The sequence below is a fragment of the Salmonella sp. 32082101201600294FB01SM01 genome (assembly GCF_017572865.1).
Classification (GTDB): domain Bacteria; phylum Pseudomonadota; class Gammaproteobacteria; order Enterobacterales; family Enterobacteriaceae; genus Salmonella; species Salmonella enterica.
Genome location: NZ_JAGESB010000001.1, coordinates 256,260 through 282,133 on the forward strand (window position 1 = coordinate 256,260; position 25,874 = coordinate 282,133).

At 54.1% G+C, this 25,874-nt stretch carries 22 protein-coding genes; 10 read left to right on the forward strand and 12 right to left on the reverse strand.

The features are described from left to right. The first annotated feature begins 94 nt into the window (after positions 1-94). The 3 genes from htpG (at position 95) to hemH (ending at position 4,045) form a co-directional block, all read left to right on the forward strand. Positions 95-1,969: a molecular chaperone HtpG gene (htpG, locus tag J4645_RS01210; RefSeq protein ID WP_001543201.1), complete on the forward strand. Its 1,875-nt coding sequence runs from the start codon at positions 95-97 to the stop codon at positions 1,967-1,969. Positions 1,970-2,210: 241 nt separating this feature from the next. Continuing rightward, positions 2,211-2,855: an adenylate kinase gene (gene adk, locus J4645_RS01215; protein WP_001220237.1), complete on the forward strand. Its 645-nt coding sequence runs from the start codon at positions 2,211-2,213 to the stop codon at positions 2,853-2,855. Between the two features lie 227 nt (positions 2,856-3,082). Next, positions 3,083-4,045 carry a ferrochelatase gene (gene hemH, locus J4645_RS01220; RefSeq protein ID WP_023214891.1) on the forward strand — a complete coding sequence of 321 codons (963 nt, stop codon included), beginning with the start codon at positions 3,083-3,085 and terminating at the stop codon, positions 4,043-4,045. Here the strand turns inward: hemH and aes are convergent. Then, positions 4,042-5,013 (reverse strand): acetyl esterase, encoded by a 972-nt coding sequence (gene aes / locus J4645_RS01225; protein WP_023214892.1) that lies wholly within the window; start codon positions 5,011-5,013, stop codon positions 4,042-4,044. The two genes, hemH and aes, sit on opposite strands and share 4 nt — an antisense overlap. A 152-nt stretch (positions 5,014-5,165) precedes the next feature. On the opposite strand from aes, the gene gsk reads away from it, so the two are divergent. Then, positions 5,166-6,470 carry an inosine/guanosine kinase gene (gene gsk, locus J4645_RS01230; RefSeq protein ID WP_000671592.1) on the forward strand — a complete coding sequence of 435 codons (1,305 nt, stop codon included), beginning with the start codon at positions 5,166-5,168 and terminating at the stop codon, positions 6,468-6,470. Positions 6,471-6,518: 48 nt separating this feature from the next. Here gsk and ybaL read toward each other — a convergent pair whose 3' ends face one another. Next, the gene (gene ybaL / locus J4645_RS01235) at positions 6,519-8,195 is read right to left on the reverse strand and encodes a YbaL family putative K(+) efflux transporter (protein ID WP_000546209.1); all 1,677 of its coding nucleotides are present in this window, start codon (positions 8,193-8,195) and stop codon (positions 6,519-6,521) included. A gap of 214 nt (positions 8,196-8,409) precedes the next feature. After that, positions 8,410-9,630 (reverse strand): MFS transporter, encoded by a 1,221-nt coding sequence (locus J4645_RS01240; RefSeq protein ID WP_001251593.1) that lies wholly within the window; start codon positions 9,628-9,630, stop codon positions 8,410-8,412. Between the two features lie 172 nt (positions 9,631-9,802). On the opposite strand from J4645_RS01240, the gene ushA reads away from it, so the two are divergent. Next, entirely contained in the window at positions 9,803-11,455 is a 1,653-nt protein-coding gene (gene ushA / locus J4645_RS01245; protein ID WP_000670398.1) for a bifunctional UDP-sugar hydrolase/5'-nucleotidase UshA, read from the forward strand. Positions 11,456-11,571: 116 nt separating this feature from the next. On the opposite strand, the gene ybaK is transcribed toward ushA, so the two are convergent. The 4 genes from ybaK to copA form a co-directional block, all read right to left on the reverse strand. Next, the gene (gene ybaK, locus J4645_RS01250; RefSeq protein ID WP_000186616.1) at positions 11,572-12,051 is read right to left on the reverse strand and encodes a Cys-tRNA(Pro)/Cys-tRNA(Cys) deacylase YbaK; all 480 of its coding nucleotides are present in this window, start codon (positions 12,049-12,051) and stop codon (positions 11,572-11,574) included. 201 nt (positions 12,052-12,252) lie between these two features. Further along, positions 12,253-13,047: a TraB/GumN family protein gene (locus J4645_RS01255; protein ID WP_000421861.1), complete on the reverse strand. Its 795-nt coding sequence runs from the start codon at positions 13,045-13,047 to the stop codon at positions 12,253-12,255. A gap of 85 nt (positions 13,048-13,132) precedes the next feature. Continuing rightward, a complete protein-coding gene (locus J4645_RS01260; protein WP_060634157.1) occupies positions 13,133-13,960 on the reverse strand; it encodes a lysozyme inhibitor LprI family protein in 828 nt (275 codons plus the stop codon). Between the two features lie 153 nt (positions 13,961-14,113). Beyond that, positions 14,114-16,615 carry a copper-exporting P-type ATPase CopA gene (gene copA, locus J4645_RS01265; RefSeq protein WP_023214895.1) on the reverse strand — a complete coding sequence of 834 codons (2,502 nt, stop codon included), beginning with the start codon at positions 16,613-16,615 and terminating at the stop codon, positions 14,114-14,116. A gap of 109 nt (positions 16,616-16,724) precedes the next feature. Here copA and cueR point away from each other — a divergent pair, with 109 nt between their 5' ends. Next, complete coding sequence (gene cueR, locus J4645_RS01270; protein WP_001026760.1) at positions 16,725-17,141, forward strand: Cu(I)-responsive transcriptional regulator; 417 nt, start codon at positions 16,725-16,727, stop codon at positions 17,139-17,141. On the opposite strand, the gene J4645_RS01275 is transcribed toward cueR, so the two are convergent. Beyond that, positions 17,142-17,594 carry an NfeD family protein gene (locus J4645_RS01275; RefSeq protein ID WP_000561177.1) on the reverse strand — a complete coding sequence of 151 codons (453 nt, stop codon included), beginning with the start codon at positions 17,592-17,594 and terminating at the stop codon, positions 17,142-17,144. Beyond that, a complete protein-coding gene (locus J4645_RS01280) occupies positions 17,591-18,508 on the reverse strand; it encodes an SPFH domain-containing protein (RefSeq protein WP_000906146.1) in 918 nt (305 codons plus the stop codon). Before J4645_RS01280 ends, J4645_RS01275 begins: the two co-directional genes overlap by 4 nt. 146 nt (positions 18,509-18,654) lie before the next feature. Here J4645_RS01280 and fetA point away from each other — a divergent pair, with 146 nt between their 5' ends. Then, complete coding sequence (fetA, locus tag J4645_RS01285) at positions 18,655-19,332, forward strand: iron ABC transporter ATP-binding protein FetA (protein ID WP_208208926.1); 678 nt, start codon at positions 18,655-18,657, stop codon at positions 19,330-19,332. Further along, positions 19,319-20,098, forward strand: coding sequence for an iron export ABC transporter permease subunit FetB (gene fetB, locus J4645_RS01290; RefSeq protein ID WP_001002130.1), 780 nt, complete (start codon positions 19,319-19,321; stop codon positions 20,096-20,098). The genes fetA and fetB overlap by 14 nt, the downstream gene beginning before the upstream one ends. 85 nt (positions 20,099-20,183) lie before the next feature. Here fetB and cnoX read toward each other — a convergent pair whose 3' ends face one another. The 3 genes from cnoX to tesA all read right to left on the reverse strand — a co-directional run bounded on the left by cnoX (position 20,184) and on the right by tesA (position 22,637). Further along, complete coding sequence (gene cnoX / locus J4645_RS01295) at positions 20,184-21,038, reverse strand: chaperedoxin (protein ID WP_000116060.1); 855 nt, start codon at positions 21,036-21,038, stop codon at positions 20,184-20,186. A 59-nt stretch (positions 21,039-21,097) separates the two neighbouring features. Then, positions 21,098-21,868: an SDR family oxidoreductase gene (locus J4645_RS01300; protein WP_023207523.1), complete on the reverse strand. Its 771-nt coding sequence runs from the start codon at positions 21,866-21,868 to the stop codon at positions 21,098-21,100. A 154-nt stretch (positions 21,869-22,022) separates the two neighbouring features. Then, on the reverse strand, positions 22,023-22,637 hold the full coding sequence (gene tesA / locus J4645_RS01305; protein WP_001010574.1) for a multifunctional acyl-CoA thioesterase I/protease I/lysophospholipase L1: 615 nt from the start codon (positions 22,635-22,637) through the stop codon (positions 22,023-22,025). Here tesA and ybbA point away from each other — a divergent pair. Together ybbA and ybbP are read left to right on the forward strand one after the other, a co-directional pair. Next, a complete protein-coding gene (gene ybbA, locus J4645_RS01310; protein ID WP_001110598.1) occupies positions 22,608-23,294 on the forward strand; it encodes a putative ABC transporter ATP-binding protein YbbA in 687 nt (228 codons plus the stop codon). The two genes, tesA and ybbA, sit on opposite strands and share 30 nt — an antisense overlap. Then, entirely contained in the window at positions 23,291-25,705 is a 2,415-nt protein-coding gene (gene ybbP, locus J4645_RS01315; RefSeq protein WP_023214897.1) for a putative ABC transporter permease subunit YbbP, read from the forward strand. The genes ybbA and ybbP overlap by 4 nt, the downstream gene beginning before the upstream one ends. Positions 25,706-25,874: the final 169 nt, after the last annotated feature.

Sequence of the window (25,874 nt, forward strand, 5' to 3'; positions counted from 1 at the left end):
TTCGCGGCCTCCGCTTGAAATCACACCCGCTTGTCCCCATCTCACCCTCAACGTATTTTTACCATTAAAAATGGCATTGTTGAGGTCTATCCACATGAAAGGACAAGAAACGCGTGGTTTTCAGTCAGAAGTTAAACAGCTTCTGCACCTGATGATCCATTCTCTTTATTCCAATAAAGAAATCTTCCTGCGTGAACTCATCTCTAACGCCTCAGATGCGGCGGACAAGCTGCGTTTCCGCGCTCTGTCAAACCCGGACCTGTATGAAGGAGATGGCGAGCTGCGTGTGCGCGTCTCTTTCGATAAAGATAAGCGTACGTTGACCATTGCCGATAACGGCGTGGGGATGAATCGTGATGAGGTGATTGACCACTTAGGCACCATTGCCAAGTCCGGCACCAAATCTTTCCTCGAATCAATGGGGTCCGATCAGGCGAAAGATAGCCAGCTCATTGGTCAGTTTGGCGTAGGCTTCTACTCCGCGTTTATTGTGGCCGATAAAGTGACCGTACGTACTCGTGCGGCAGGCGACAAGCCGGAAAATGGCGTGTTCTGGGAATCGGCAGGCGAAGGCGAATACACCGTTGCCGATATCACCAAAAATGACCGTGGTACGGAAATCACCTTACACCTGCGTGAAGGCGAAGATGAATTCCTCGATGACTGGCGCGTACGCTCGATTATCAGTAAATATTCCGATCACATCGCATTGCCGGTAGAGATTGAAAAACGGGAAGAAAAAGACGGCGAAACCGTGATTTCCTGGGAGAAAATCAACAAGGCCCAGGCGCTGTGGACCCGTAACAAGTCGGAAATTAAAGACGACGAGTACAACGAGTTTTACAAGCACATCGCGCATGATTTCACCGATCCGCTGACCTGGAGCCACAACCGCGTGGAAGGGAAGCAGGAGTACACCAGCCTGCTGTATATCCCGTCGCAGGCGCCGTGGGATCTGTGGAACCGCGATCACAAACATGGTCTGAAGCTGTACGTACAGCGCGTGTTCATTATGGACGATGCCGAGCAGTTCATGCCGAACTATCTGCGCTTCGTGCGCGGCCTGATTGATTCTAACGACCTGCCGTTGAACGTCTCCCGTGAAATCCTGCAGGACAGCACGGTAACGCGTAATCTGCGCAGCGCCCTGACCAAACGCGTTCTGCAAATGCTGGAAAAACTGGCGAAAGACGACGCGGAAAAATATCAAACCTTCTGGAAACAGTTCGGTCTGGTGCTGAAAGAAGGCCCGGCGGAAGATCACGCCAACCAGGAAGCGATCGCCAAACTGTTGCGCTTTGCCTCCACCTATACCGACTCTTCCGCCCAGACCGTGTCGCTGGAAGATTACGTCTCCCGGATGAAAGAAGGGCAGGAAAAAATCTACTACATCACCGCAGACAGCTATGCGGCGGCGAAAAACAGCCCGCACCTGGAGCTGCTGCGTAAGAAAGGCATCGAAGTGCTGCTGCTCTCCGATCGCATCGACGAGTGGATGATGAACTACCTGACCGAGTTTGACGGTAAAGCATTCCAGTCGGTCGCTAAAGCCGATGAGTCCATCGAAAAACTGGCGGATGAAGTCGACGAAAACGCGAAAGAAGCGGAAAAGGCGCTTGAGCCGTTCGTGGAGCGTGTCAAAACTCTGCTGGGCGATCGCGTGAAAGAGGTGCGTCTGACGCACCGTTTAACCGACACGCCGGCGATTGTCACCACCGATGCGGATGAAATGAGCACCCAGATGGCGAAACTGTTCGCCGCGGCCGGTCAGTCCGTGCCGGAAGTGAAATACATCTTTGAGCTCAACCCGGATCATGTGCTGGTCAAACGCACTGCCGATACCGAGGATGAAGCGCAGTTTAAAGAGTGGGTCGAGCTGCTGCTGGATCAGGCGCTGTTCGCTGAACGCGGTACGCTGGAAGATCCGAACCAGTTTATCCGCCGTATGAACCAGTTGCTGGTGTCCTGATAACGCTCATCTGATTGCCGGATAGCGACGCGAAACGTCTTATCCGGCCTACGGGCGAGTACTGTTTGTAGGCCGGATAAGCGCCAGCGCCATCCGGCATTTTTTATAATACCTTCTCTTTTCTGGATTTCTCTTCGTTAACCGTTTCAGCATCAGGCGGCTTCCTTGAGCGAAATGCGTGATGGTGGTATCGTTTAGCGCTTTTTAAAAAATATCGACAACCTTTGAGGGGATTTTCGTAATGCGTATTATTCTGCTTGGCGCTCCGGGCGCGGGTAAAGGAACTCAGGCTCAGTTCATCATGGAGAAATATGGTATTCCGCAAATCTCCACTGGCGATATGCTGCGTGCCGCAGTGAAATCAGGCTCCGAGTTGGGCAAACAGGCGAAAGATATCATGGACGCCGGTAAACTGGTGACCGATGAACTGGTGATTGCGCTGGTTAAAGAGCGTATCGCCCAGGAAGACTGCCGTAACGGTTTTCTGCTGGACGGTTTCCCGCGCACGATCCCGCAGGCTGACGCGATGAAAGAAGCGGGTATTGTCGTGGATTACGTGCTGGAATTCGACGTACCGGACGAACTGATCGTTGACCGTATTGTGGGTCGTCGCGTACACGCCGCCTCTGGCCGCGTTTACCACGTAAAGTTTAATCCGCCGAAAGTGGAAGGCAAAGATGACGTCACCGGCGAAGATCTGACCACCCGTAAAGACGATCAGGAAGAGACCGTTCGCAAACGTCTGGTGGAATATCATCAGATGACCGCGCCGCTGATTGGCTACTACCAGAAAGAAGCGGAAGCGGGCAACACCAAATACGCTAAAGTTGATGGTACGCAGGCCGTTGCCGACGTGCGCGCAGCGCTGGAAAAAATCCTCGGTTAATTTTTTCGCGTAGTGAACCGCTTATCAGGCCTGCCATTATCCCGCAGGCCTGATAAGCGTAACGCCATCAGGCAATCGGTGCCGGATGCGGCCTGAACGCCTTATCCGGCCTACTGGCATCGTTAGCGCCATTCGGCAAATTCTCGTCTTACCTCTCGCAGCAATTAGTTCTTCTTTATCACTTTTCCGCTACAATTATCAACAATTTGAATAGATAAGAGGCGGCAATGCGTCAGACGAAAACCGGTATCCTGCTGGCTAACCTTGGCACGCCAGATGCCCCAACTCCCGAAGCGGTAAAGCGCTACCTGAAACAATTTTTAAGCGACAGACGCGTGGTGGATACTCCTCGTCTGCTGTGGTGGCCGCTGCTGCGTGGCGTTATTTTACCGCTGCGTTCGCCGCGCGTCGCGAAACTCTATCAATCTATCTGGATGGATGGCGGTTCGCCGCTCATGGTATATAGCCGCGAACAGCAACAGGCGCTGGCCGCGCGGCTGCCAGACACGCCCGTCGCGCTGGGGATGAGCTACGGCTCGCCCTCGCTGGAAAGCGCTGTCGATGAACTGTTAGCAAGCGACGTCGACCATATCGTCGTGCTGCCGTTGTACCCGCAATACTCTTGCTCAACGGTGGGCGCAGTCTGGGACGAACTGGGGCGGATACTGGCGCGTAAACGCCGTATTCCCGGTATCTCATTTATTCGCGATTACGCGGATGACGGCGCTTATATCGATGCGCTGGCGAAAAGCGCGCATGAGTCGTTCGCCAGACACGGCGAGCCGGATGTGCTTCTGCTCTCCTATCACGGCATTCCACAACGTTATGCGGATGAAGGCGATGACTACCCGCAGCGCTGTCGCGATACCACGCGAGAACTGGTTTCCGCATTGGGACTGCCGCCGGAAAAGGTAATGATGACGTTCCAGTCGCGCTTTGGCCGTGAACCGTGGCTGACGCCGTACACCGATGAAACGCTAAAAATGTTGGGTGAAAAGGGGACTGGCCATATTCAGGTCATGTGTCCGGGATTTGCCGCGGATTGTCTGGAGACGCTGGAAGAGATAGCGGAACAGAACCGCGAGATTTTCCTTGAAGCGGGCGGTAAAAAATATGCGTACATTCCGGCGCTGAACGCGACGCCGGAACATATTGATATGATGCTGAAACTCACGGCGCCGTACCGTTAACGCGGCGTCTTCATCCTCGCCATAAAGAATCGCGCGCCGTCCTGCAAGGCATCGTCGGCGATTGTCATCATTCGCGAATAGTGCAGAAAGGCGTGCAGCGTGCCGGGATACATTTTGTATTCGCAGGGCTGCTGGTGCGCCTGTAATGTCTGGTGCAGCAAGCGGCTGTCATCAATGAGCGGATCAAACTCCGCGCTGGCAATAAAGCAGGGCGGCACATCGCGCGTGAGATCGTTATTAAACAGACAATACCAGGGCGATTCCCGATCGTTTTCGTTACGCAGATAGGCCTTTTCGTACATGTCCAGATCTTCACGCGTCAGGCCGTCCCACGCGCCGCCGAACAGACGGCGGCTTACCGAGTCCTGCAACCCATACAGCCCATACCACAACAGAATCGCGATAACGTTACCGCAGCGAATGTGCTTATCACGTAGCCAGAGCGCGCTGGCAAGCGCCAGCATGGCGCCTGCGGAATCCCCGGCGAAACCGATTTTCTCCACGTTGAGCGAGTATTCATCGGCATGTTGAGAGAAGTAGCTGCATACCGCGACGGTTTCTTCGATGGCCTGCGGATAACGCGCTTGCGGCGACAGCGAATAATCAATACCGATCACGGTGCAGCCGGTATAACGCGCCAGCAGACGCATTATCCGGTCATGCGTATCCAGATTACCGAGGATAAATCCGCCGCCGTGCAGATAGTATAAGGTGGCCTGACTGGTCGGCTGCGGCGAGTAGAGCCGGGTTGTTACATCGCCATAAGGCGTAGGGACGGCGCAGGTGCGGGTGGTCATGGACGGTGCGTCGGCATTCCAGAAACGGCGCTCAAGAAGATAATACTGACGCTGAGTCTCAATATCGCCATCGGCAGGCCAGGGGGGAAGGCCTGGTTGCTGGAAGTTTACGACGGCTGTCATTTCGTCTGACAGTCGGGTGAGTACGGGAATTTTATTTTCCGGCTTCATAAAACGCTCCTTGTGAAAGTGAACCATTGTAAAAAACGCGGCCGGAGAAACTGCGATCTCGTCGTCCGATATTGAAACGCCATCGTCCGTCGCGCGCAGCGGGGGGAATGTGCTACCATGCAGCGCTCCGTTATTCATCCGTAAGCACAATCATGAAATTTCCCGGTAAACGTAAATCCAAACACTATTTTCCCGTCAATGCGCGTGACCCGTTGTTGCAACAAATTCAGCCAGAACAGGAAACCAACGCCTCCTGGGTCGTCGGTATCGACCAGACGTTGGTGGATATTGAGGCGAAAGTGGATGACGATTTTATTACACGCTATGGATTAAGCGCCGGGCATTCTCTGGTGATAGAAGACGAGGTGGCGGAGAAGCTGTATCAGGAACTGACGCGGGAAAATCTGATCACCCATCAGTTTGCTGGCGGCACCATAGGCAATACGATGCATAATTACTCGGTACTGGCGGATGACCGTTCGGTGTTACTGGGCGTGATGTGCAGCAATATTGAGATTGGCAGCTACGCTTATCGCTACCTGTGTAATACTTCCAGCCGTACCGACCTGAATTATCTGCAAGCGGTAGATGGCCCGATTGGCCGCTGTTTCACGCTGATTGGCGAATCCGGCGAGCGTACCTTCGCTATCAGCCCCGGCCATATGAATCAGTTACGGGCGGAAAGTATTCCGGAAGCGGTGATCGCTGGCGCTTCCGCGCTGGTGTTGACCTCATATCTGGTGCGCTGTAAGCCTGGCGAACCGATGCCTGACGCGACGATGAAAGCGATCGAATACGCGAAAAAGCATAACGTGCCGGTTGTCATGACGCTGGGCACCAAATTTGTGATCGCCGATAATCCGCAGTGGTGGCAGGCGTTTCTCAAAGAGAATGTCTCGATTCTGGCAATGAACGAAGAAGAAGCGGAAGCGCTGACCGGCGAAAACGACCCGCTGCTGGCGGCGGATAAGGCGCTGGACTGGGTCGACCTGGTGTTATGCACCGCCGGGCCGATAGGGTTATATATGGCGGGCTTCACCGAAGAGGAAGCAAAACGTAAAACCCAGCATCCGCTGCTGCCAGGGGCTATTGCTGAATTTAACCAGTATGAATTTAGCCGGGCAATGCGCCATAAAGATTGTATTAATCCGCTGCGCGTTTATTCGCATATTGCGCCGTATATGGGCGGGCCGGAAAAAATCATGAACACCAACGGCGCGGGCGATGGTGCGCTGGCGGCGCTGCTGCACGATATTACGGCGAACAGTTACCATCGTAGCAACGTACCGAACTCCAGTAAGCACAAATTCACCTGGCTGACCTATTCGTCGCTGGCGCAGGTGTGTAAATATGCTAACCGTGTCAGTTATCAGGTACTGAACCAGCATTCTCCGCGTCTGACACGCGGGCTGCCGGAGCGTGAGGACAGCCTGGAAGAGTCGTACTGGGATCGCTAATCTGGCTTGCCCGATGGCGCTGCGCGCATCGGGCCGTCCGGCAAACCCTTAACTGGCGACGACTTCACCCGCGGGCGGCGTTTCAAGCAGTTCCAGCATCGCCCGGGCAATTTCTCGCTCGCCCATCACTACCTGATTGGCTCCCCGCTCGGTAATATATTTCACTTCATCATCATAGTGCGCGCGGGCGATTATCTCGATATCAGGACTTTTTTCCCGCGCTGAGGCGACAATCTCGCCGGCTTCGTAACCGTTGGGGATGGTCAACAACAGCCAGCGGGCGCAGTCCAGATGCGCCAGATTCATGATTTCTTCGTTAGCGGCGTTGCCCAGCACGGCGCGAATCCCGCGTTCGCGCAGCTCATCCACGCGGGTACGGGACGTTTCGATAACCACCAGCGGAATCCCCGCCGCCAGTAATTTTTCTCCCAGCAGACTGCCTACGCGGCCAAAACCCACCAGCAGGGCATGATTACAGATATCCACCGGAATTTGCTTCTCTTCTTCGATAGCCTCTTCCAGAGTTTGCTCTTCCAGCGTTTCGGTTTTCGCCAGATACTTCTCCAGCAGGGTAAACAGTACGGGATTAAGCATAATCGACAAAATAGCGCCTGCCAGCACCAGGTTCTGTCCCGCTTGCGGCAGCAGGTTGAGCGCCATGCCGAGTCCGGCGAGAATAAAGGCGAACTCGCCGATTTGCGCCAGGCTGGCGGCAATGGTCAGCGCGGTTCGCGGCGAGTGGCCGAACATACGCACCAGGAAAAATGCAGCGATCGATTTGCCAAAGACGATAATAGCAAGCGTCGCCAGCACCGCCAGCGGCTGTTGAATCAAGACTAACGGGTCGAACAACATGCCGACGGAAACAAAAAACAGGACGGCAAAGGCGTCGCGCAGCGGCAACGTATCGTGCGCCGCCCGGTGACTCAGTTCCGACTCATTAAGCACCATTCCAGCGAAGAACGCACCCAGCGCAAAAGAGACGTCAAACAGTTCTACCGCGCCAAACGCAATGCCTAACGCCAGCGCCAGTACGGAAAGGGTAAATAATTCGCGCGAACCGGTGGCGGCGCTGCGGGCCATAATCCACGGCACCAGGCGGCGTCCGACCAGCATCATGATGGCGATAAACGCTACCACTTTACCAATGGTTATCCCCATATCGACCGTCAGCGAGGCTATGCCGACATCGCCTTTTTCCACCATGCCGGCAACGGCGGGCAGCAAGACCAGCGTCAGCACCATCACCAGATCTTCGACAATCAGCCAGCCGATGGCGATTTGTCCGCGCTGGCTATCAAGGAGTTGTCGCTCCTCAAGCGCGCGCAGCAGGACGACGGTACTGGCGGTAGACAGACAGAGCCCAAAAACGATGCCGGTCATTAATGACCATCCCAGCACAGCGGAAAGCGCCATACCCAGCAGCGTCGCCACCGCTATCTGAGCGACAGCGCCGGGGATAGCGATAGACTTTACCGCCATCAAATCCTTCAGCGAAAAATGCAGCCCGACGCCGAACATCAATAGAATCACGCCGAGCTCCGCCAGCTCCGGCGCCAGTTTGGTATCCGCAACAAAACCAGGGGTAAAAGGTCCCGCCAGAACGCCCGCTAACAGATATCCCACCAGTGGAGAAATACGCAATTTGTTGGCAATCATGCCGAGAATAAAAGCGAGCACAAGGCCGCCGACAATGGTGGTGATAAGCGGGGTAGCGTGATGCATTCCGTCTCCTTTGGTTGCTGGACTCCAAAACTCCGGGTAATAGTTTATGACAATTTCAATCAGGATGTTTATAAAAAATGGTTGTGTTTTATAAAAAGATACGATCTGAGGGCAAAAAGAGCACGGAACGTAAAAGTGATAAGTATGGGATGGACAAAGCAAGATGGCATCAGGATGTACAGGCGGTTAAAGCGTACCTTTAACCGCCATAAAATCACGCTTTATGTCGATTATCAGGTAAGAATATGGTCAGTATCCCCAGAAGCGGCAGGAAAGCACAGATTTTATAAACTAAATAGATACTGGTATGGTCGGCAATCAGCCCCAACACCGCTGCGCCCAGGCCTCCCATTCCGAAGGCAAACCCGAAAAACAGGCCGGAAACCATACCGATGCGTCCTGGCAGCAGCTCCTGGGCATACACCAGAATGGCGGAAAACGCCGACGCGAGAATAAAGCCGATAATCACCGTTAAAATCCCCGTCCAGTACAGCGTGGCGTAGGGTAAAACAAGGGTAAACGGCGCGACGCCGAGAATAGAGCCCCAAATCACATATTTTCTGCCGATTTTATCGCCCACCGGCCCGCCGATTACCGTCCCGGCAGCCACCGCAAACAGGAAGGCAAACAGATGGAGCTGCGCGTTTTGTATTGATAATCCGAATTTTTGCATCAGATAAAAGGTGTAATAGCTACTGATGCTCGCCATATAAAAATATTTCGAGAAAATGAGTAGCAATAACACGCTGACCGCCAGCACGACTTTATTGCGCGGCAGCGGGTTAGCGATTATCGCTTTTGGCTTGCCTTTCGCTATCCGGTGCTGGGCTGCATACCAGCGGCTGATCTGCGCCAGCACCACGATCGCCAGCAGCGCGGCCAGCACAAACCAGGCGACATTCCCTTTGCCATAGGGCGCGATAATCACGGCGGCCAGCAGCGGGCCCAATGAACTGCCGAAGTTTCCGCCGACCTGGAAGATAGACTGCGCCAGACCATGACGTCCGCCGGAGGCCATGCGCGCCACGCGGGACGATTCCGGGTGAAAAACGGACGAGCCGGTACCCACCAGCGCCGCAGCGAGCAATACGCCGCCAAAACTTCCCGCCATTGCCAGCAGTACCAACCCGCTCAGGGTAAAACACATGCCGACAGGCAGCGACCACGGCATGGGATACTTATCCGTCCAGTAGCCGACGACCGGTTGCAGTAGCGATGAGGCGAGCTGGAACGTCAGGGTGATCAAACCTATCTGGACGAAGGTCAGCGAGAACTCCGCCTGCAACAGGGGATAAATGGCTAAGATTAGCGACTGGATCATATCGTTCAGCAGATGGGAAAGACTGATCGCGCCCAAAATACCAAACGAAGTACGTGCTTTAGCGGCCGCTGCGGGCGCGCCGGCTAACGGCTGGGTTGGTTCACTCATGGCCATAGAAAGTCACTTAAATTTTATGCGATGTTGGAGATAGTAGGATGTGTAATTATTACTTGCCTAACATACCTGTGAAATGTGTTTGAAGGAAGTCTCAATTCTGAAAACATATTTGTCTATTATTGCAAGGAAAGGTAATTTCTGCGGTTGATATTGAGTCAGGGAGAGAAAGATGAAATTTTTGAAACGGGGTGTGGCGCTGGCGTTACTGGCGGCGTTCGCGCTGACGACTCAGCCTGCACAGGCTTACGAAAAAGATAAAACCTATAAAATTACTATCCTGCATACCAACGATCACCACGGTCACTTCTGGCGCAGCGAATATGGCGAATATGGTCTGGCGGCGCAAAAAACGCTGGTGGACAGTATCCGTAAAGAGGTGGCGCAAGAGGGGGGAAGCGTCCTGTTGTTATCCGGCGGCGACATTAATACCGGGGTGCCGGAATCCGATCTCCAGGATGCGGAGCCCGATTTCCGCGGGATGAATCTGATTGGCTACGACGCTATGGCCGTCGGTAATCATGAGTTTGATAACCCGCTCACCGTATTGCGCCAGCAGGAAAAGTGGGCGAAGTTTCCCTTTCTTTCCGCCAATATTTATCAAAAAAGTACCGGCGAGCGTCTGTTTAAGCCGTGGGCTATTTTTACACGCCAGGATATAAAAATCGCGGTAATTGGCTTAACCACCGATGACACGGCGAAAATAGGCAACCCGGAATATTTCACCGATATTGAGTTTCGTAAACCTGCTGAAGAAGCAAAGGTGGTGATTCAGGAACTTAATATGAATGAAAAACCGGACGTGATTATCGCGACCACGCATATGGGACATTATGACAACGGCGATCACGGTTCGAACGCGCCGGGCGACGTTGAGATGGCGCGTAGCCTGCCTGCCGGTTCGCTGGCGATGATTGTGGGCGGTCACTCACAAGACCCGGTATGCATGGCGTCGGAAAATAAAAAACAGGTGAATTACGTACCGGGAACGCCCTGCGCGCCGGATAAGCAAAATGGCATCTGGATCGTGCAGGCGCATGAGTGGGGTAAATATGTGGGCCGCGCGGATTTCGAATTCCGTAACGGCGAGATGAAAATGGTTAACTACCAGCTTATTCCGGTAAATCTCAAGAAAAAAGTGACCTGGGATAACGGGAAAAGCGAGCGTGTACTTTACACGCCGGAAATCGCAGAAAATCCGCAAATGCTCTCGTTATTAACACCGTTCCAGAATAAAGGTAAAGCGCAACTGGAGGTGAAAATTGGTAGCGTGAATGGCCTGCTTGAAGGCGATCGCAGTAAGGTCAGATTTGTCCAGACCAATATGGGACGGGTGATTCTGGCTGCGCAGATCGCGCGCACCGGCGCCGATTTTGGCGTGATGAGCGGCGGCGGTATTCGCGACTCGATTGAGGCGGGAGATATTACCTATAAAAGCGTGCTCAAGGTACAGCCGTTCGGCAACATTGTGGTGTATGCCGATATGAGTGGCAAAGAGGTGGTTGATTATCTCACCGCCGTAGCGCAGATGAAACCGGACTCCGGCGCTTATCCACAGTTCGCCAATGTGAGCTTTGTCGCCAAAGAGGGCAAGCTCACCGATCTGAAAATCAAAGGCGAGCCTGTTGATCCGGCCAAAACCTACCGCATGGCGACGCTGAGTTTCAACGCCACGGGCGGCGATGGTTATCCGCGCATCGATAACAAACCGGGCTACGTGAATACCGGGTTTATTGACGCGGAAGTGCTGAAAGAGTTTATTCAGCAAAATTCACCGCTGGATGCGGCGGCGTTTACGCCAAAGGGTGAGGTGAGCTGGCTGTAGCGGTACGGATAGCCATTTCTGCCTGATGGCGCGCAGCCTTAAGGCCTACGGATTATGTCTGCTGTAGGCCGGATAAGGCGTTTGCGCCGCTATCCGGCAATGTATTTTACGCAGGCTTAATCCCGACGCGCGATATCAGCGAATTTAGCACCCAGTATGGCGGCCAAATCGTCAGCCGCCAGTTCAATATCCAGCCCGCGTTTACCACCGGAAACATAAATAGTGGCAAACGCGCGGGCAGGCGCGTCAATCAGTGTGGGCAGCCGTTTCTTCTGTCCCAGCGGACTGATCCCGCCGACCAGATATCCCGTGGTGCGTTGCGCCACCATCGGGTCGGCCATATCGACCTTTTTCGCGCCCAGAGCTTTGGCGACTTTTTTCAAATCCAGCTGCCCGGCTACAGGCGTCACGGCGACGGCCAGTTGCTTCATATCGCCATTCACGGCGACCAAAAGCGTTTTATACACCTGATCGGCGTTTAGCCCGAGCTTACGCACCACTTCATCGCCAAAGTTAGTTTCATTCGGATCGTGATCGTAGGTGTGAATGTTAAACGGAATCTTGTTTTTTTCGAGTAACTTAACTGCGGGTGTCATAACGTTCCTTCTTACTACAGACGTGATTTGCCATCAGCATACGCCCGAAAGCGGACTAAAAAATAGTATAATCTTGTGCATTAGGTCTTGGCAGTTGCGGCAACTTTGAGCGACAATCTGAAGATCCGAAGCGAAAGCGTCGGGATAATAATAACGATGAAATTCCTCTTTGACGGGCCAATAGCGATATTGGCCATTTTTTTATTTCAATATTTGCGGTAGGTTGCCTTCGCCGTACAGATGTAGCGCCCCTACGGCTACCACGTAGCGTCCCGGCGGCAGTGCCAGCAGCGCGTCGCGCCAGGCTTCATTGCGTTTCACCATCAGTACATCATACAGCGGTTGGCTAAACGTTCTGGGGAGCGAAGCGCCGACGCTGGTCGGCGGCTGTTCAAGCCACCAGCCGATCATCACCTGCAAAAGCCGTGCGTTGGTGTGCCAGTGCGTCAGCGTGTCGTCGAGCAGCGCCATCCCGCCATCGGGCAGATCGCATAGTAGTTCGAGCTGGTGTTTCGCCCCTTCCAGCTCTTGCACCGGCAGCGACATTTCGCGGGCAGCCTGTAATAGCTGATAATCAATGCCATAGTCCGGGCGCAATCCCAGCCGTTGCGCCTGCGTGGCCTGTAGCACCATAGCTATCTGCCATAAAGGTTGATTATCAAAATGGATCAGCGGCATACCCAACTCGCTGACCCGTTTTTCCAGTGCGCTTAGCTGCCCGGCGCTGAGACGTTCGACCAACGGCGGGCATTTGGGGAGATTGCTGAATGGCGTTTCGTTACCAGAAATATCCGCTTCAACGACCAGCGCATCGGCCTGGCGTAGCTTTTTCACCAGCTTTGCTGGAAGAGGAGCCATATCGCGCGTCCCCATATGAATACTGCCAACCAGATGCAGATGACGACCGCCGGGCAGGGAGAGATCGATAGCAGGCCAACTATTTGGGGTACCACGCAGCGCGCGCCATAAACGTTTAAGTTGATTTAATAGCTCCATACGCGCTCCCTTTGAAAAAGCTCATGCTAGCGCGTTGGAGAAAAGGGCGCAATGCGCCCTGACTGGAGGTCAACGATCGGTCGGGTTATTCGCTGCCGTCGAGATAGGCCGTTCTGGCGATGGTCATTTCAAGCTGGCATGTATAAATACTGATGCGCTTTTCAGCAGGTAAGGCCTCGGATTTTGCATCGCTAAGTTTGCCGCACTGCTGCTCTTTTTTTGTCACCCAGACTCGCTGCTCTTGTTTTAATGCCGTTCGGGCAGAGGCGGGTAGTGAATTCCAGACCTGATTAAGCTCGCGATCTCTACTCTCAAATTTCTTTGCTGCGATTTCAATCAGTGAGCTATTTTTTTTCTTTATGAGGTTATCACCAGATACCGTCATTCTTGCCATTACATAAATAGACCACGTCAATTTATAAATTTTTTTCACAGGGGTGACGACAATATCTTTGTTGTTGTCAGCAAGCTGGATATTGTAGTTAACCTCTTTCCAGGTCATCGTATTATTTATTACCTGGCTGTTTTCTTGTGAAATATAGGATAGAGTATCTGGTAAGTCTTTCATTAATTTAAGAAATGGCTGAGGAATACCTATGGTGACGGTAGCCGAGCAAGTTCGTAGGTTAGCATTTTCTGGTTGAGGGTTCTGCGTTATTACATCACTGAATTGAACAGGAATAGCCCGGAGTTGCTGCTCGTACTGAGTCTGGGGGATATCGAAGAAAAGCGTGGAGGGCGCTTTAATATAGCTTTGCTGTAAACGACCTAATGCTTCATTATAGATCCACTCTTTTGCCGCCGTGACTGCATTATCGTTGCCACATTTTAACTCTGGAGTGGAATCAAATAACCCTGCATAACTAACTGCGGGAGAAAGCAGGAAAAGAAGCGTAACTGCTTTTCTAAACATAAATAACACATCCTTATGATTCAAAAAAAACATTATAAAATGTTGTTTTTTATTTTTCTACAGGATGTGCGGTTAAATTTTTATATATTGATACGGTAAATTACTGATGGCTTAATAATATATCAGGCAGCTAATGCTGCCTGATAGGACTTTTTACGCTTTCGGTTTAAAGCGCAATAGCCGGTTGGCATTGCTCACGACGGTAATGGAAGACAGCGCCATTGCCGCACCCGCTACTACCGGGTTTAACAAGGTACCGGTAAACGGCCACAGAATACCGGCGGCCACCGGGATACCAATGCTGTTGTAGATAAATGCGCCAAGCAGGTTTTGCTTCATATTGCGCAACGTCGCGCGCGAAATGGCCAGCGCATCCGCCACGCCCATCAGACTATGGCGCATCAGCGTAATCGCCGCGGTTTCAATCGCCACATCACTGCCGCCGCCCATCGCGATACCGACGTCCGCCTGCGCCAGCGCGGGCGCATCGTTGATACCATCGCCGACCATCGCAACCTGACGACCCTGGCTTTGCAGACGTTTAATCGCATCGGCTTTGCCATCCGGCAGAACGCCCGCAATCACTTCATCAATACCCGCTTCTTTGGCAATCGCGTTAGCCGTCGTTGGGTTATCCCCGGTGAGCATTACCAGACGGTATCCGGCGTTGTGCAGGCGTTCAAGCGCGGCAATACTATCGCTGCGCAATGGATCGCGTACCGCCAGTAACGCCGCCGCTTTACCGTCAATCGCCAGCAGGACCGGAGTAGAGCCTTGCGAGGCCTGCGCGGTGATTTCCGCCGTCATATCATCCGTGGCGACGTGCTGTTCGTTCAGCAACGCCTGGTTCCCCAGAAGCAGTTGATGACCTTCCGCTTCACCGCTGACGCCCAGTCCGCGCAGCGTTCTGAAACCGTTCACCTGAGGCAGTTTATCGTCGCCGGCTTTTTCCAGAATCGCATGGGCCAGCGGGTGGCTGGAGCCTTGTTCGAGCGCGGCTGCCAGACGTAATGCCTGAGCTTCCTCAACGCCGTTAAAGGTTTTTACCGCCACCACTTGCGGCTTGCCTTCCGTCAGCGTCCCGGTTTTATCAAAAACGAGGGTATCCAACGTACTGGCGCGTTGCAGGGCATCGGCGTCGCGTACCAGCACGCCGAATTCGGCAGCGCGGCCTACGCCGGAAATAATCGACATTGGCGTCGCCAGGCCTAATGCGCAAGGGCAGGCGATAATCAGTACGGTGGTGGCGATGACCAGCGTATAAACAATTTGCGGCGCCGGCCCGAAGAAATACCAGATAGCGGCGCTGAACAGCGCAATGGCCACGACTACGGGAACGAATACCGCAGAGATTTTATCGGCCAGTTGGCCAATTTCCGGTTTACTGCTTTGCGCCTGGCGTACCATGCGAATAATGCGTGACAGCGTGGTATGACTGCCCACCGCGCTGGCGCGGAACAGGACGCTGCCGTCCTGGACGACGGTACCGGCATGAACGCTGTCGCCTTCGCCTTTTTGCTGCGGAATGGGTTCGCCGGTCAGCATGGCTTCATCAAGCCAGGCTTCGCCCTGGGTAATTTCGCCATCCACCGGCACGCGATCGCCGGTAGTGAGCCGCAGTAGCATCCCTGGCTGAACGTCCGCCAGCGGGACGCTTTTTTCGCCGTCTTCTGTCACGACGCGTGCGGTGGGCGGGGTGAGATCGAGTAATTTTTCCAGCGCTTTTGAGGAACGCTGACGGGCGCGCGCTTCCAGCATGTGTCCGAGATTAATCAGACCGATAATCATCGCGCTGGCTTCGTAATAGAGGTGCCGCGCTTCCATCGGGAACCACTGCGGCCACAGGTTGACGCTCATGGAGTAGAGCCAGGCGACCCCGGTGCCGAGCGCCACCAGCGTATCCATCGTCGCCGTGCCGTTCAGCAGGCTTTTCCACGCGTTACGGTAAAAATGACCGCCCGCAAAGACCATCACCGCAAGCGTGATCAGGCCAATAGCCAGCCACAGGCTGCGGTTGTCGCCGGTCACCATCATGTTATCGCCGATCATCCCCCAGACCATGACCGGTATACCGACCGCCAGAGCGACGATGGCCTGCCAGCGAAAACGTTTCATGGTGGCGATGGCGGTTTCCTGCTGGCGCTCGCGGCGTTTGATGTCATCTTCAATCGCCTCTGCGCCGTAGCCGGCTTCTTCCACCGCCTGCACTAAATCAGCGGCGGACGCGCTGCCCATCACCAGCGCAGTGCGTTCCGCCAGGTTTACCCGTGCCTGCGTGACGCCCGGTACGCTTTGTAGCGCATGTTGTACGCGGGTGACACAACTGGCGCAGCTCATGCCGCTTAACAGCAACTGTTGGCTTTCTTCATCGGCCGTCGCTACCGGAAGCTCATGAGGAACCGCTGCCAGTGCTTCCGACGGGATTGATGACTCCGTCAGCGGTTTAGCCTTTGGGTGGCTTAACGTCGCGCCATACCCGGCTTGTTTGATGGTTTCAATTAACGCGTCCGCACTGGCGGTACCGGTAACGTGCGCTTCGGTTACGGTGACGTCCGCCAGCTCAACATCCGGACGTTGTTCAAGACTTTCTTTCACGCGTTTAACGCAATGACCGCAGGACAAACCGTCCAGGGTCAGGTCGATAGTTTGAGACATAGTAAAAACTCCTTTATGATTGGTCATCAATTCATTGACCTTAGTAATCGTAGTGACTCACTGTGATAAAGGTTAAACCTTCCAGCAAGGTTAAGGTCAAGGGGGAAATATGAATATTAGCGATGTGGCGAAAAAAACCGGTTTAACCAGCAAAGCCATTCGGTTTTATGAAGAGAAAGGTCTGGTGACGCCGCCATTACGTAGCGAAAATGGTTATCGCACCTACACGCAGAAGCATTTAAACGAGCTGACGTTGCTGCGACAGGCGAGGCAGGTGGGGTTTAATCTGGAAGAGTGTGGCGAACTGGTCAATCTGTTTAACGATCCGCGACGCCATAGCGCAGATGTGAAAAAGCGGACGCTGGAAAAGGTCGCGGAGATCGAGCGCCATATCAGCGAGCTGCAATCAATGCGCGATCAATTGCTGGCGCTGGCGGAGAGTTGTCCCGGCGATGACAGCGCCGACTGCCCGATTATTGATAATCTTTCCGGCTGCTGTCATCACAAGGCGCAAAAGCCACGTTGATTAAACGGCGCGAATGCGTAAGGTGATGCCTTCCACGGCGATCACTTCGACATGCGTACCTGCGCGCAGGTCTTCGTCAGCGCATACCGGCCACGAGCTGTCGCCGACACGCATATGACCCCGTCCGTTCACTAACGCGGCATCAAGCATAAACCGGCGGCCTACCAGTTGTTGTCCGCGTTGGTTAAGGCGGCTGTCGGTCGGCTTCTGTTCCCGCACGCGACGCGCCAGCCAGCGCCACCAAAGCCAGGCCGCCAGCAACGTTAAGGCCGCAAACAGCACGCCCTGCCATTCCCAGCCGAGCGGTAAGAGCCAGACGGTTAAGCCGGTAATCACTGCCGCCACGCCGCTCCACAGCAAATAGCCGTTACCGCCGAGCATTTCCGCAGCCAACAACAGGCCGCCGAGGCTAAGCCAGAAGATATGCGGATGTACCAGAATCATCGCTATCATGCTTTTTTCCGTTCGCTGGCGCTGTCCTTAACCAGCTCGCTGATCCCGGCGATAGCGCCCATCAGACTGCTGGCATCCAGCGGCATCATGACCACTTTGCTGTTATTCGCCGAGCCGATTTGCTGTAACGCTTCGGTGTATTTCTGCGCCACGAAGTAGTTTATCGCCTGAATATCCCCGGCGGCGATGGCTTCAGACACCATCTGCGTAGCGCGGGCTTCCGCTTCGGCGGAACGTTCGCGCGCTTCCGCCTGCAGGAAAGCGGACTGACGTTCGCCTTCGGCTTTCAGAATCTGCGACTGTTTTTCCCCCTCGGCTTTCAGGATTTCCGCCTGACGTACCCCTTCGGCCTCAAGGATATAGGCGCGTTTGGTACGTTCCGCTTTCATCTGGGCATTCATCGAGGAGATCAATTCCGCGGGCGGGCGGACATCGCGAATTTCGATACGGGTAACTTTAATTCCCCACGGGTTGGTGGCTTCATCGACAATATGCAGCAGCCGCGTGTTGATGCTGTCGCGCTGGGAGAGCATTTCATCCAGCTCCATCGAACCGAGCACCGTACGGATATTGGTCATGGTCAGGTTAATGATCGCCAGTTCCAGGTTACTGACTTCATAAGCGGCGCGCGGCGCATCGATAACCTGAATAAAACAGACCGCATCGATAGTGACGTTGGCGTTATCTTTTGAGATCACCTCCTGCGACGGAATATCCAGCACCTGCTCCATCATATTGATCTTGCGGCCAATTCTGTCCATAAATGGTACAACAAGGCTTAATCCCGGCTGCAGGGTTTTGGTGTAACGTCCAAAGCGCTCCACCGTCCACTGGTATCCCTGCGGAACGATTTTGACGCCCGCGCCGACGATCACCAGCGCGACGAAAATGAGAATAGGGATAAGAATGAGCATAGCTAAACCTCCTGTTGCGTTGTCCATAAACCGATTTTGCTGACGAATTAAGCGAATTATACCTGATTCAGTAAAGCATGTTCCCCCCTTATTAATTACAGGGATACACTATCGCTATAAAAATATGAACAACGGATGCGCAATAAATGACAGAACGTAGCATGTTGCTTGAGTTAAAGCAGGTCGGTTACCGGACTGCGACGACAAAAATAGTGAATAACATCAGTTTTACGCTGCAACGCGGCGAATTTAAGTTAATTACCGGTCCTTCTGGCTGCGGAAAAAGTACGTTGTTGAAAATGGTGGCCTCGCTAATAAGCCCTGATATCGGCGTGATTCTTTTTGAGGGGCAGGATATTACTACTCTGAGTTCGGAAGCCTATCGCCAGCAGGTTTCTTATTGCGCTCAGACGCCAGCGCTATTTGGCGATACGGTTTACGATAACCTGATTTTTCCCTGGCAAATTCGCCATCAGCGCCCGCAGCCGACAGCCTTCGCAGACGATCTGGCGCGTTTTGAACTGCCGGAGACGATTCTGCAAAAACCGATTACCGCGCTTTCCGGCGGAGAAAAACAGCGTATTGCTCTAATTCGTAATCTACAGTTTCTGCCGAAAATACTGTTACTCGACGAAATAACCAGCGCGCTGGATGAACATAACAAACGGAATGTGAATGATATTATTCATCGCTATGTTCGCGATAAGCAGGTCGCTGTCTTGTGGGTAACGCATGATAAAGATGAAATTCAACACGCGGATAAGGTGATAACGTTAACGCCATTTGCCGGAGAGATGCAGGAGGCGCGTTATGAACGAGCATAATATTACCAATACCTCGCTGGCGTTATCGATGCTGCTAGTGGTGGTCGCGATGCTCATCAGTCACAAGGAAAAGCTGGCGCTGGAAAAAGATATTCTGTGGAGCGTATGCCGGGCGGTGATACAGCTCATTATTGTCGGCTATGTACTGAAATACATCTTTGGCGTTAATCATGCCGCCCTGACGCTGCTAATGGTGCTGTTCATCTGTTTTAACGCCGCCTGGAACGCGCAAAAGCGCAGTAAATATATCGATAAGGCATTTCTCTCCTCGTTTATCGCCATCACCGTCGGCGCCGGACTAACGCTGACGGTACTGGTGCTTACCGGTTCGATTGAATTTGCGCCGATGCAGGTGATTCCCATCGCTGGCATGGTCGCCGGCAATGCGATGGTGGCGGTAGGGCTGTGCTACAACCAACTGGGGCTGCGTTTTCATAGCGAGCAGCAGCAAATCCAGGAAAAGTTAAGTTTGGGCGCAACGCCGAAAATGGCCTCCGCCGGGCTTATCCGCGATAGCATCCGCGCATCGCTTATCCCGACGATCGACTCGGCAAAGACCGTTGGGCTGGTGAGCCTGCCGGGGATGATGTCCGGGCTGATTTTTGCCGGGATCGATCCGGTAAAAGCGATTAAATATCAAATTATGGTAACGTTTATGCTGTTGTCGACAGCCAGCCTGTCTACCATCATTGCCTGCTATTTAACCTACCGGAAGTTCTATAATTCGCGTCATCAGTTAGTAGTGATGCCGCTCAAGAAATCATGATAGTTGCCGGATGATGGCGCAAGCGCCTTATCCGGCCTGAGGACGACAGGTAGGCCAGATAAGCGCGCCATCAGGCAAGAGAGGATTAATACAGTAGCGCGTACAACTGGCGGCGGTATTTCGACGCCAGCGCGTCGCCGGTGCCGAGCGCGGCAAGGATCTCCTGGAAGGTTTTGCGCGTCTGTCCCTCGGCGGCGGCAAGATCTTTTCTCAGATGGCTGAACAGCAATTCCAGCGCTTCTTCATTACGTCCGACCTGGTGCAACTGCAACGCCAGTTGCGTTGCCAAAGCCGCATCCTGCGGATTCTCCGCGACTTGCTGCTGAAGTTGCTGAATTTCCGGCGTATCCGCCGCCTGTTTAAGCAGTTCGATCTGCGCAACCAGCCCCTGATAACGGGTATCCTGATCCTGTAGCGGGATAGTTTTTAATACCGCTTCGGCCTCTTCAGAGCGGTTCAGCGCAATTTGCGCTTCCGCCAGTAACAGGCCAATCTCACTGTTCTGCGAAGAGAGCTGCCAGGCGTCTTTGAGCAACGGCAGCGCGTCAATGTAGTTGCCCTCCTGCATTAACTGCATCGCTTGTTGCGCTTTTAGCTCTTCTTCACGCGGCAGTACTTTATCCAGCAGAGCGCGGATCGCCTCTTCCGGCTGCGGTCCCTGGAAACCATCGACCGGTTGGCCATTCTGGAACAGATAGACTGTCGGGATGGCGCGCAGACCAAACTGAGCGGCGATCATCTGTTCGGCGTCGCAGTCCAGCTTTGCCAGAATAAACTGACCGTGGTACTGGGCAGCCAGACTTTCCAGCACTGGCGTTAATTGCAGACAGTGTTGGCTGCGTTCAGACCAGAAATAGAACAGTACCGGCGTGGTCATGGACTGCTCTAAGGTCTGCTGCAGGTTGGATTCATTAATATTGACAATGTTCTGTACGGACATGGCGTCGCTCTCTTTTGTCTGTGTCACGTTTACATGGGGGCTGACGGGCGCACTTCAACTCAGCTTTGTAAAATTTTATCCAGCATCCGGCCCGGCAATAGGCGTTTCAGCGCCATCACTGCCCAGGTGACCAGCGTAACGGGATAGCGCAGCCTGGGTTTATCGCTTGCAAAAGCATGACGCACTTTCGCTACTACCGCGTCAGGATCGCGGGTGAAACGTGCGGCGATGCCGGGATTTTCTACCGGTTTATCACGCTGCGTCTGGTTAATGTTATCCGTAAAACGGGTACGAATTGGTCCCGGTTCTATCAGACTCACTTTAATGCCTGTGTGCCGTAGCTCCATACGTAGCGCGTCAGACCAGGCTTCGAGCGCATATTTGCTGGCGGCGTAAGCGCCGCGCCCTGGGGTGGAAATCAGCCCCATCACCGATGAGGTCATCACAATGCGTCCTTCGCCATGCGGCAACATGGCGGGAAGTAAGCGCATGGTAAGCTGATGCGCGCCGAAGAAATTACTGGAAAACTGTTGCTCCATCTGCTCACGGCTGATGGTGGAAAGGGGGCCATACACGCCGTAGCCGGCATTGTTAAAGATCCCATACAGACGATTATCGGTCAGGGCGATCACTTCATCGGCGGCACGATCCACGCTTTCAGGGGAGTCGAGATCGATCAACACGCCGGTAAATCCCATACTGTTCATCCGGGCGACATCATCAGGTTTGCGGCAGCCCGCCAGGATTTGAAAGCCCTGGCGTTTAAGTTCAAGCGCGCTGTCCAGACCGATTCCGCTGGAACATCCTGTTATTAAGACCGATTTTTGCATAACTTTACCTGTCAGGATCTCCGTTGATTTAAGAGTCGTGGTTAACTATATCCGTCATACTTCAAGTTGCCTGTGCGTTCGTTTACTCCAGTCACATAGGTATCTATGCTCCTGGAAATTCTCTTACGTGCCGCCTTCATGCAACTCGAATTATTCAGGAGAGAAAAGGGGTCAACTGCTTCGCCATCCAGTCGGCAATAAACGGCTGGGCGTCGCGGTTGGGATGAATGCCGTCATCCTGCATCCACTGCGGTTTCAGATATACCTCTTCCATAAAAAACGGTAACAGAGGAATATCGAACTCTTTGGCGAGCTTAGGATAAATGGCGCTAAAGGATTCATTATAACGGCGACCGTAGTTAGCGGGCAGATGAATTTGCATCAGTAACGGTTGGGCATCGGCGGCTTTCACCGTCTGAATGATTTTACGTAGCGTCTGTTCGGTTTGCGCAGGCGCAAAACCGCGTAGGCCATCGTTGCCGCCAAGCTCCACCACTACCCAGCGCGGGTGATGCTGTTGCAACAGTGCCGGCAAACGCGCCAGTCCCTGCTGCGAGGTATCTCCGCTTATACTGGCATTAACGACCGACGTTTTGTTTTGCCATTTATCATTAAGGAGCGACGGCCATGCCGCGCTGGCGGCCATACGGTAACCGGCGCTGAGGCTATCGCCCAGAATTAATAAGGTGTCTGCGGCGGCGGCACGGAAAGTTAACAGGATCAAAAACAGGAAGGGCAAATGCCAGCGGAAAACAGTGTTGAAGTTCATCGTCTCAGGAAGTCCGTCGGTCAGGGTGAGCATGAGCTTTCCATCCTTACCGGAGTTGAACTGGTTGTCAAACGCGGCGAAACCATTGCGCTGATTGGCGAATCAGGATCGGGAAAATCTACGCTGCTGGCGATTCTCGCCGGACTGGATGACGGCAGTAGCGGAGAGGTCAGTCTGGTGGGGAAACCGCTTCACCAGATGGACGAAGAGGCGCGGGCGCAGCTTCGCGCTCAGCATGTCGGTTTTGTTTTTCAATCCTTTATGCTTATTCCTACGCTTAACGCGCTGGAAAACGTTGAGCTACCGGCCCTGCTACGCGGTGAAAACAGCGGTCAGAGTAAGGCGGGGGCGAAAGCGCTGCTCGAACAACTGGGACTGGGAAAACGGCTTGACCACCTTCCGGCACAGCTTTCCGGCGGCGAACAGCAGCGCGTAGCGCTGGCGCGCGCGTTTAACGGGCGTCCTGATGTGCTGTTTGCCGATGAGCCGACGGGCAACCTCGACCGCCAGACCGGAGATAAAATCGCCGACCTGCTATTTTCGCTTAACCGCGAACACGGCACCACACTGATTCTGGTGACGCACGACCCGGCGCTGGCGGCGCGCTGCGACCGGCGGCTGCGGTTGGTCAACGGTCAGTTACAGGAGGAGGCATGATAGCTCGCTGGTTCTGGCGCGAATGGCGCTCGCCGTCGCTGATTATTGTCTGGCTGGCGTTGAGTCTGGCGGTGGCCTGCGTACTGGCGCTCGGCAGTATCAGCGACCGGATGGAAAAAGGGTTAAGTCAGCAAAGCCGTGAGTTTATGGCAGGCGATCGGACGCTGCAAAGTTCGCGAGAGGTACCGAAAGCCTGGCTTGAAGAGGCGCGTAAACGCGGTCTTAACGTGGGCGAGCAGTTAACCTTTGCGACCATGACGTTTGCCGGCGATACGCCGCAACTGGCCAGCGTGAAGGCGGTAGATAGCGTTTATCCGATGTACGGCGAATTGCAAACCCGTCCTGGCGGAGTGAAACCGCAGCCGGGTAGCGTACTGCTGGCGCCGCGTCTGATGGCGCTGCTTAATTTGAAAACGGGCGATACCATTGATGTCGGCGACGTGACCTTGCGTATTGCCGGTGAAGTGGTGCAGGAGCCGGATTCCGGGTTTAACCCTTTTCAGATGGCGCCGCGTCTGATGATGAATATGGCCGATGTGGCAAAAACCGGTGCGATACAGCCGGGGAGTCGCGTGATGTGGCGGTATAAATTCGGCGGAACGCCGCAACACCTTGCTGGCTATGAAAGCTGGCTGTTACCGCAGCTTAAACCGGAACATCGCTGGTACGGACTGGAGCAGGATGACGGGGCATTGGGGAAATCGCTCGAACGTTCGCAGCAGTTTTTGCTGCTTTCGGCGTTATTAACGCTACTGCTGGCGGTAGCTGCCGTCGCGGTGGCGATGAGCCATTACTGCCGTAGCCGCTACGATCTGGTGGCGATTTTAAAAACGTTGGGCGCGGGCCGGGCCCAGTTGCGTAAACTTATCATCGGACAGTGGTTGATGGTGCTGGGGCTTTCCGCCGTCACGGGAGGCGCGATTGGGTTACTGTTTGAAAACATATTGCTGGTGCTGCTAAAACCGGTATTGCCCGCCGATTTGCCGCCCGCCAGCCTGTGGCCCTGGCTGTGGGCGCTGGGTGCGATGACGGTCATCTCTCTGCTGGTCGGTTTACGGCCTTATCGATTGTTGCTGGCGACCCAGCCGCTACGGGTGCTGCGCCGCGATGTTGTCGCTCGCGTCTGGCCGTTAAAAATTTATTTGCCTGTCGCCTGCGCCGTCGTGGTGGCGCTGCTCGCCGGATTGATGGGCGGAAGTATGCTGTTGTGGGCGGTTCTGGCGGGTGCAGTGATACTGGCGCTGCTGTGCGGTCTGGTGGGCTGGATGCTGCTTAACGTGCTGCGCGGCATGACGTTGACGTCGCTACCGCTGCGTCTGGCCGTCAGCCGACTTCTGCGTCAGCCGTGGTCAACGTTGAGTCAGCTTTCGGCGTTTTCGCTTTCGTTTATGCTGCTGGCGCTCTTGCTGGTGCTGCGCGGCGACCTCCTTGATCGCTGGCAACAGCAGCTCCCGTCGGAAAGTCCGAACTATTTCCTTATCAATATTGCTTCAGAACAGGTCGCGCCGCTGAAAGCCTTTTTGGCGGAACATCAGGTGATTCCGCAGACGTTTTATCCGATTGTGCGGGCGCGGTTAACCAGGATAAACGGTAATCCGACGGAAGGTCAGCAGGATGAGTCGCTCAACCGTGAACTGAATTTGACCTGGCAGGATACGCGCCCGGCGCATAATCCGCTGGTCGCCGGTCACTGGCCGCCAAAACCGGGCGAAGTCTCTATGGAGGAGGGGCTGGCGAAGCGGTTGAACGTCAAACTCGGCGATAGCGTAACCTTTATGGGCGATACCCAGGCATTTAGCGCTAAAGTCACCAGCCTGCGTCAAGTGGACTGGGAAAGCCTGCGGCCCAACTTTTTCTTCATTTTTCCTTCCGGGGCGCTGGACGGGCAACCACAAAGTTGGTTGACCAGTTTTCGCTGGGAGAATGGCAACGGCATGTTAACGCAGCTTAACCGCGAGTTTCCTACCGTCAGCCTGTTAGATATCGGGGCGATCCTGAAACAGGTGGGACAGGTGCTGGAGCAGGTCAGCCGGGCGCTGGAGGTGATGGTTGTGCTAGTCACCCTCTGCGGTATGTTGCTATTACTGGCCCAGGTGCAGGTCGGGATGCGTCAGCGTCATCAGGAGCTGGTGGTGTGGCGCACGTTAGGAGCCGGAAAGAAACTGTTGCGTACCACACTTTGGTGCGAATTCGCCATGCTGGGATTAGTTGCCGGGTTGGTCGCCGCGATTGGCGCGGAAACGGCGCTGGCGATCTTACAAATCAACGTTTTTGATTTCCCCTGGGAGCCGGACTGGCGTTTATGGGGCGCACTGCCGTTTTGCGGCGCGCTGCTGCTTTCCGTATGCGGCGGCTGGCTTGGCGTTCGTTTGCTGAAAGGCAAAGCGCTATTCCGCCAGTTTAGCGGATGATTCATGATGTGAATAATTTCGCGCCGGTTTTTAAAACGGCGCGTACTTTTTTAGTCGCACAAATTGATAACTCCTTGATTTTTAGTAGCACAAATCATTAAAAAATACACAACACGTAAGGTTTTATAACAGTTATTATTTGCCTGCTAAATGATTTGGATTGGCTATC

Coding starts and splice junctions, on each gene's coding strand:
- ybaK (WP_000186616.1), bottom strand. CDS start 12,051: ATGACACCCGCAGTTAAGTTACTCGAAAAAAACAAGATTCCGTTTAAC.
- J4645_RS01240 (WP_001251593.1), bottom strand. CDS start 9,630: ATGGCCATGAGTGAACCAACCCAGCCGTTAGCCGGCGCGCCCGCAGCG.
- J4645_RS01300 (WP_023207523.1), bottom strand. CDS start 21,868: ATGCAAAAATCGGTCTTAATAACAGGATGTTCCAGCGGAATCGGTCTG.
- ybaL (WP_000546209.1), bottom strand. CDS start 8,195: ATGCATCACGCTACCCCGCTTATCACCACCATTGTCGGCGGCCTTGTG.
- J4645_RS01275 (WP_000561177.1), bottom strand. CDS start 17,594: ATGATAGCGATGATTCTGGTACATCCGCATATCTTCTGGCTTAGCCTC.
- gsk (WP_000671592.1), top strand. CDS start 5,166: ATGAAATTTCCCGGTAAACGTAAATCCAAACACTATTTTCCCGTCAAT.
- fetB (WP_001002130.1), top strand. CDS start 19,319: ATGAACGAGCATAATATTACCAATACCTCGCTGGCGTTATCGATGCTG.
- ybbP (WP_023214897.1), top strand. CDS start 23,291: ATGATAGCTCGCTGGTTCTGGCGCGAATGGCGCTCGCCGTCGCTGATT.
- tesA (WP_001010574.1), bottom strand. CDS start 22,637: ATGAACTTCAACACTGTTTTCCGCTGGCATTTGCCCTTCCTGTTTTTG.
- htpG (WP_001543201.1), top strand. CDS start 95: ATGAAAGGACAAGAAACGCGTGGTTTTCAGTCAGAAGTTAAACAGCTT.
- fetA (WP_208208926.1), top strand. CDS start 18,655: ATGACAGAACGTAGCATGTTGCTTGAGTTAAAGCAGGTCGGTTACCGG.
- ushA (WP_000670398.1), top strand. CDS start 9,803: ATGAAATTTTTGAAACGGGGTGTGGCGCTGGCGTTACTGGCGGCGTTC.
- J4645_RS01255 (WP_000421861.1), bottom strand. CDS start 13,047: ATGGAGCTATTAAATCAACTTAAACGTTTATGGCGCGCGCTGCGTGGT.
- ybbA (WP_001110598.1), top strand. CDS start 22,608: ATGCCAGCGGAAAACAGTGTTGAAGTTCATCGTCTCAGGAAGTCCGTC.
- aes (WP_023214892.1), bottom strand. CDS start 5,013: ATGAAGCCGGAAAATAAAATTCCCGTACTCACCCGACTGTCAGACGAA.
- J4645_RS01280 (WP_000906146.1), bottom strand. CDS start 18,508: ATGCTCATTCTTATCCCTATTCTCATTTTCGTCGCGCTGGTGATCGTC.
- J4645_RS01260 (WP_060634157.1), bottom strand. CDS start 13,960: ATGTTTAGAAAAGCAGTTACGCTTCTTTTCCTGCTTTCTCCCGCAGTT.
- hemH (WP_023214891.1), top strand. CDS start 3,083: ATGCGTCAGACGAAAACCGGTATCCTGCTGGCTAACCTTGGCACGCCA.
- adk (WP_001220237.1), top strand. CDS start 2,211: ATGCGTATTATTCTGCTTGGCGCTCCGGGCGCGGGTAAAGGAACTCAG.
- cnoX (WP_000116060.1), bottom strand. CDS start 21,038: ATGTCCGTACAGAACATTGTCAATATTAATGAATCCAACCTGCAGCAG.
- copA (WP_023214895.1), bottom strand. CDS start 16,615: ATGTCTCAAACTATCGACCTGACCCTGGACGGTTTGTCCTGCGGTCAT.
- cueR (WP_001026760.1), top strand. CDS start 16,725: ATGAATATTAGCGATGTGGCGAAAAAAACCGGTTTAACCAGCAAAGCC.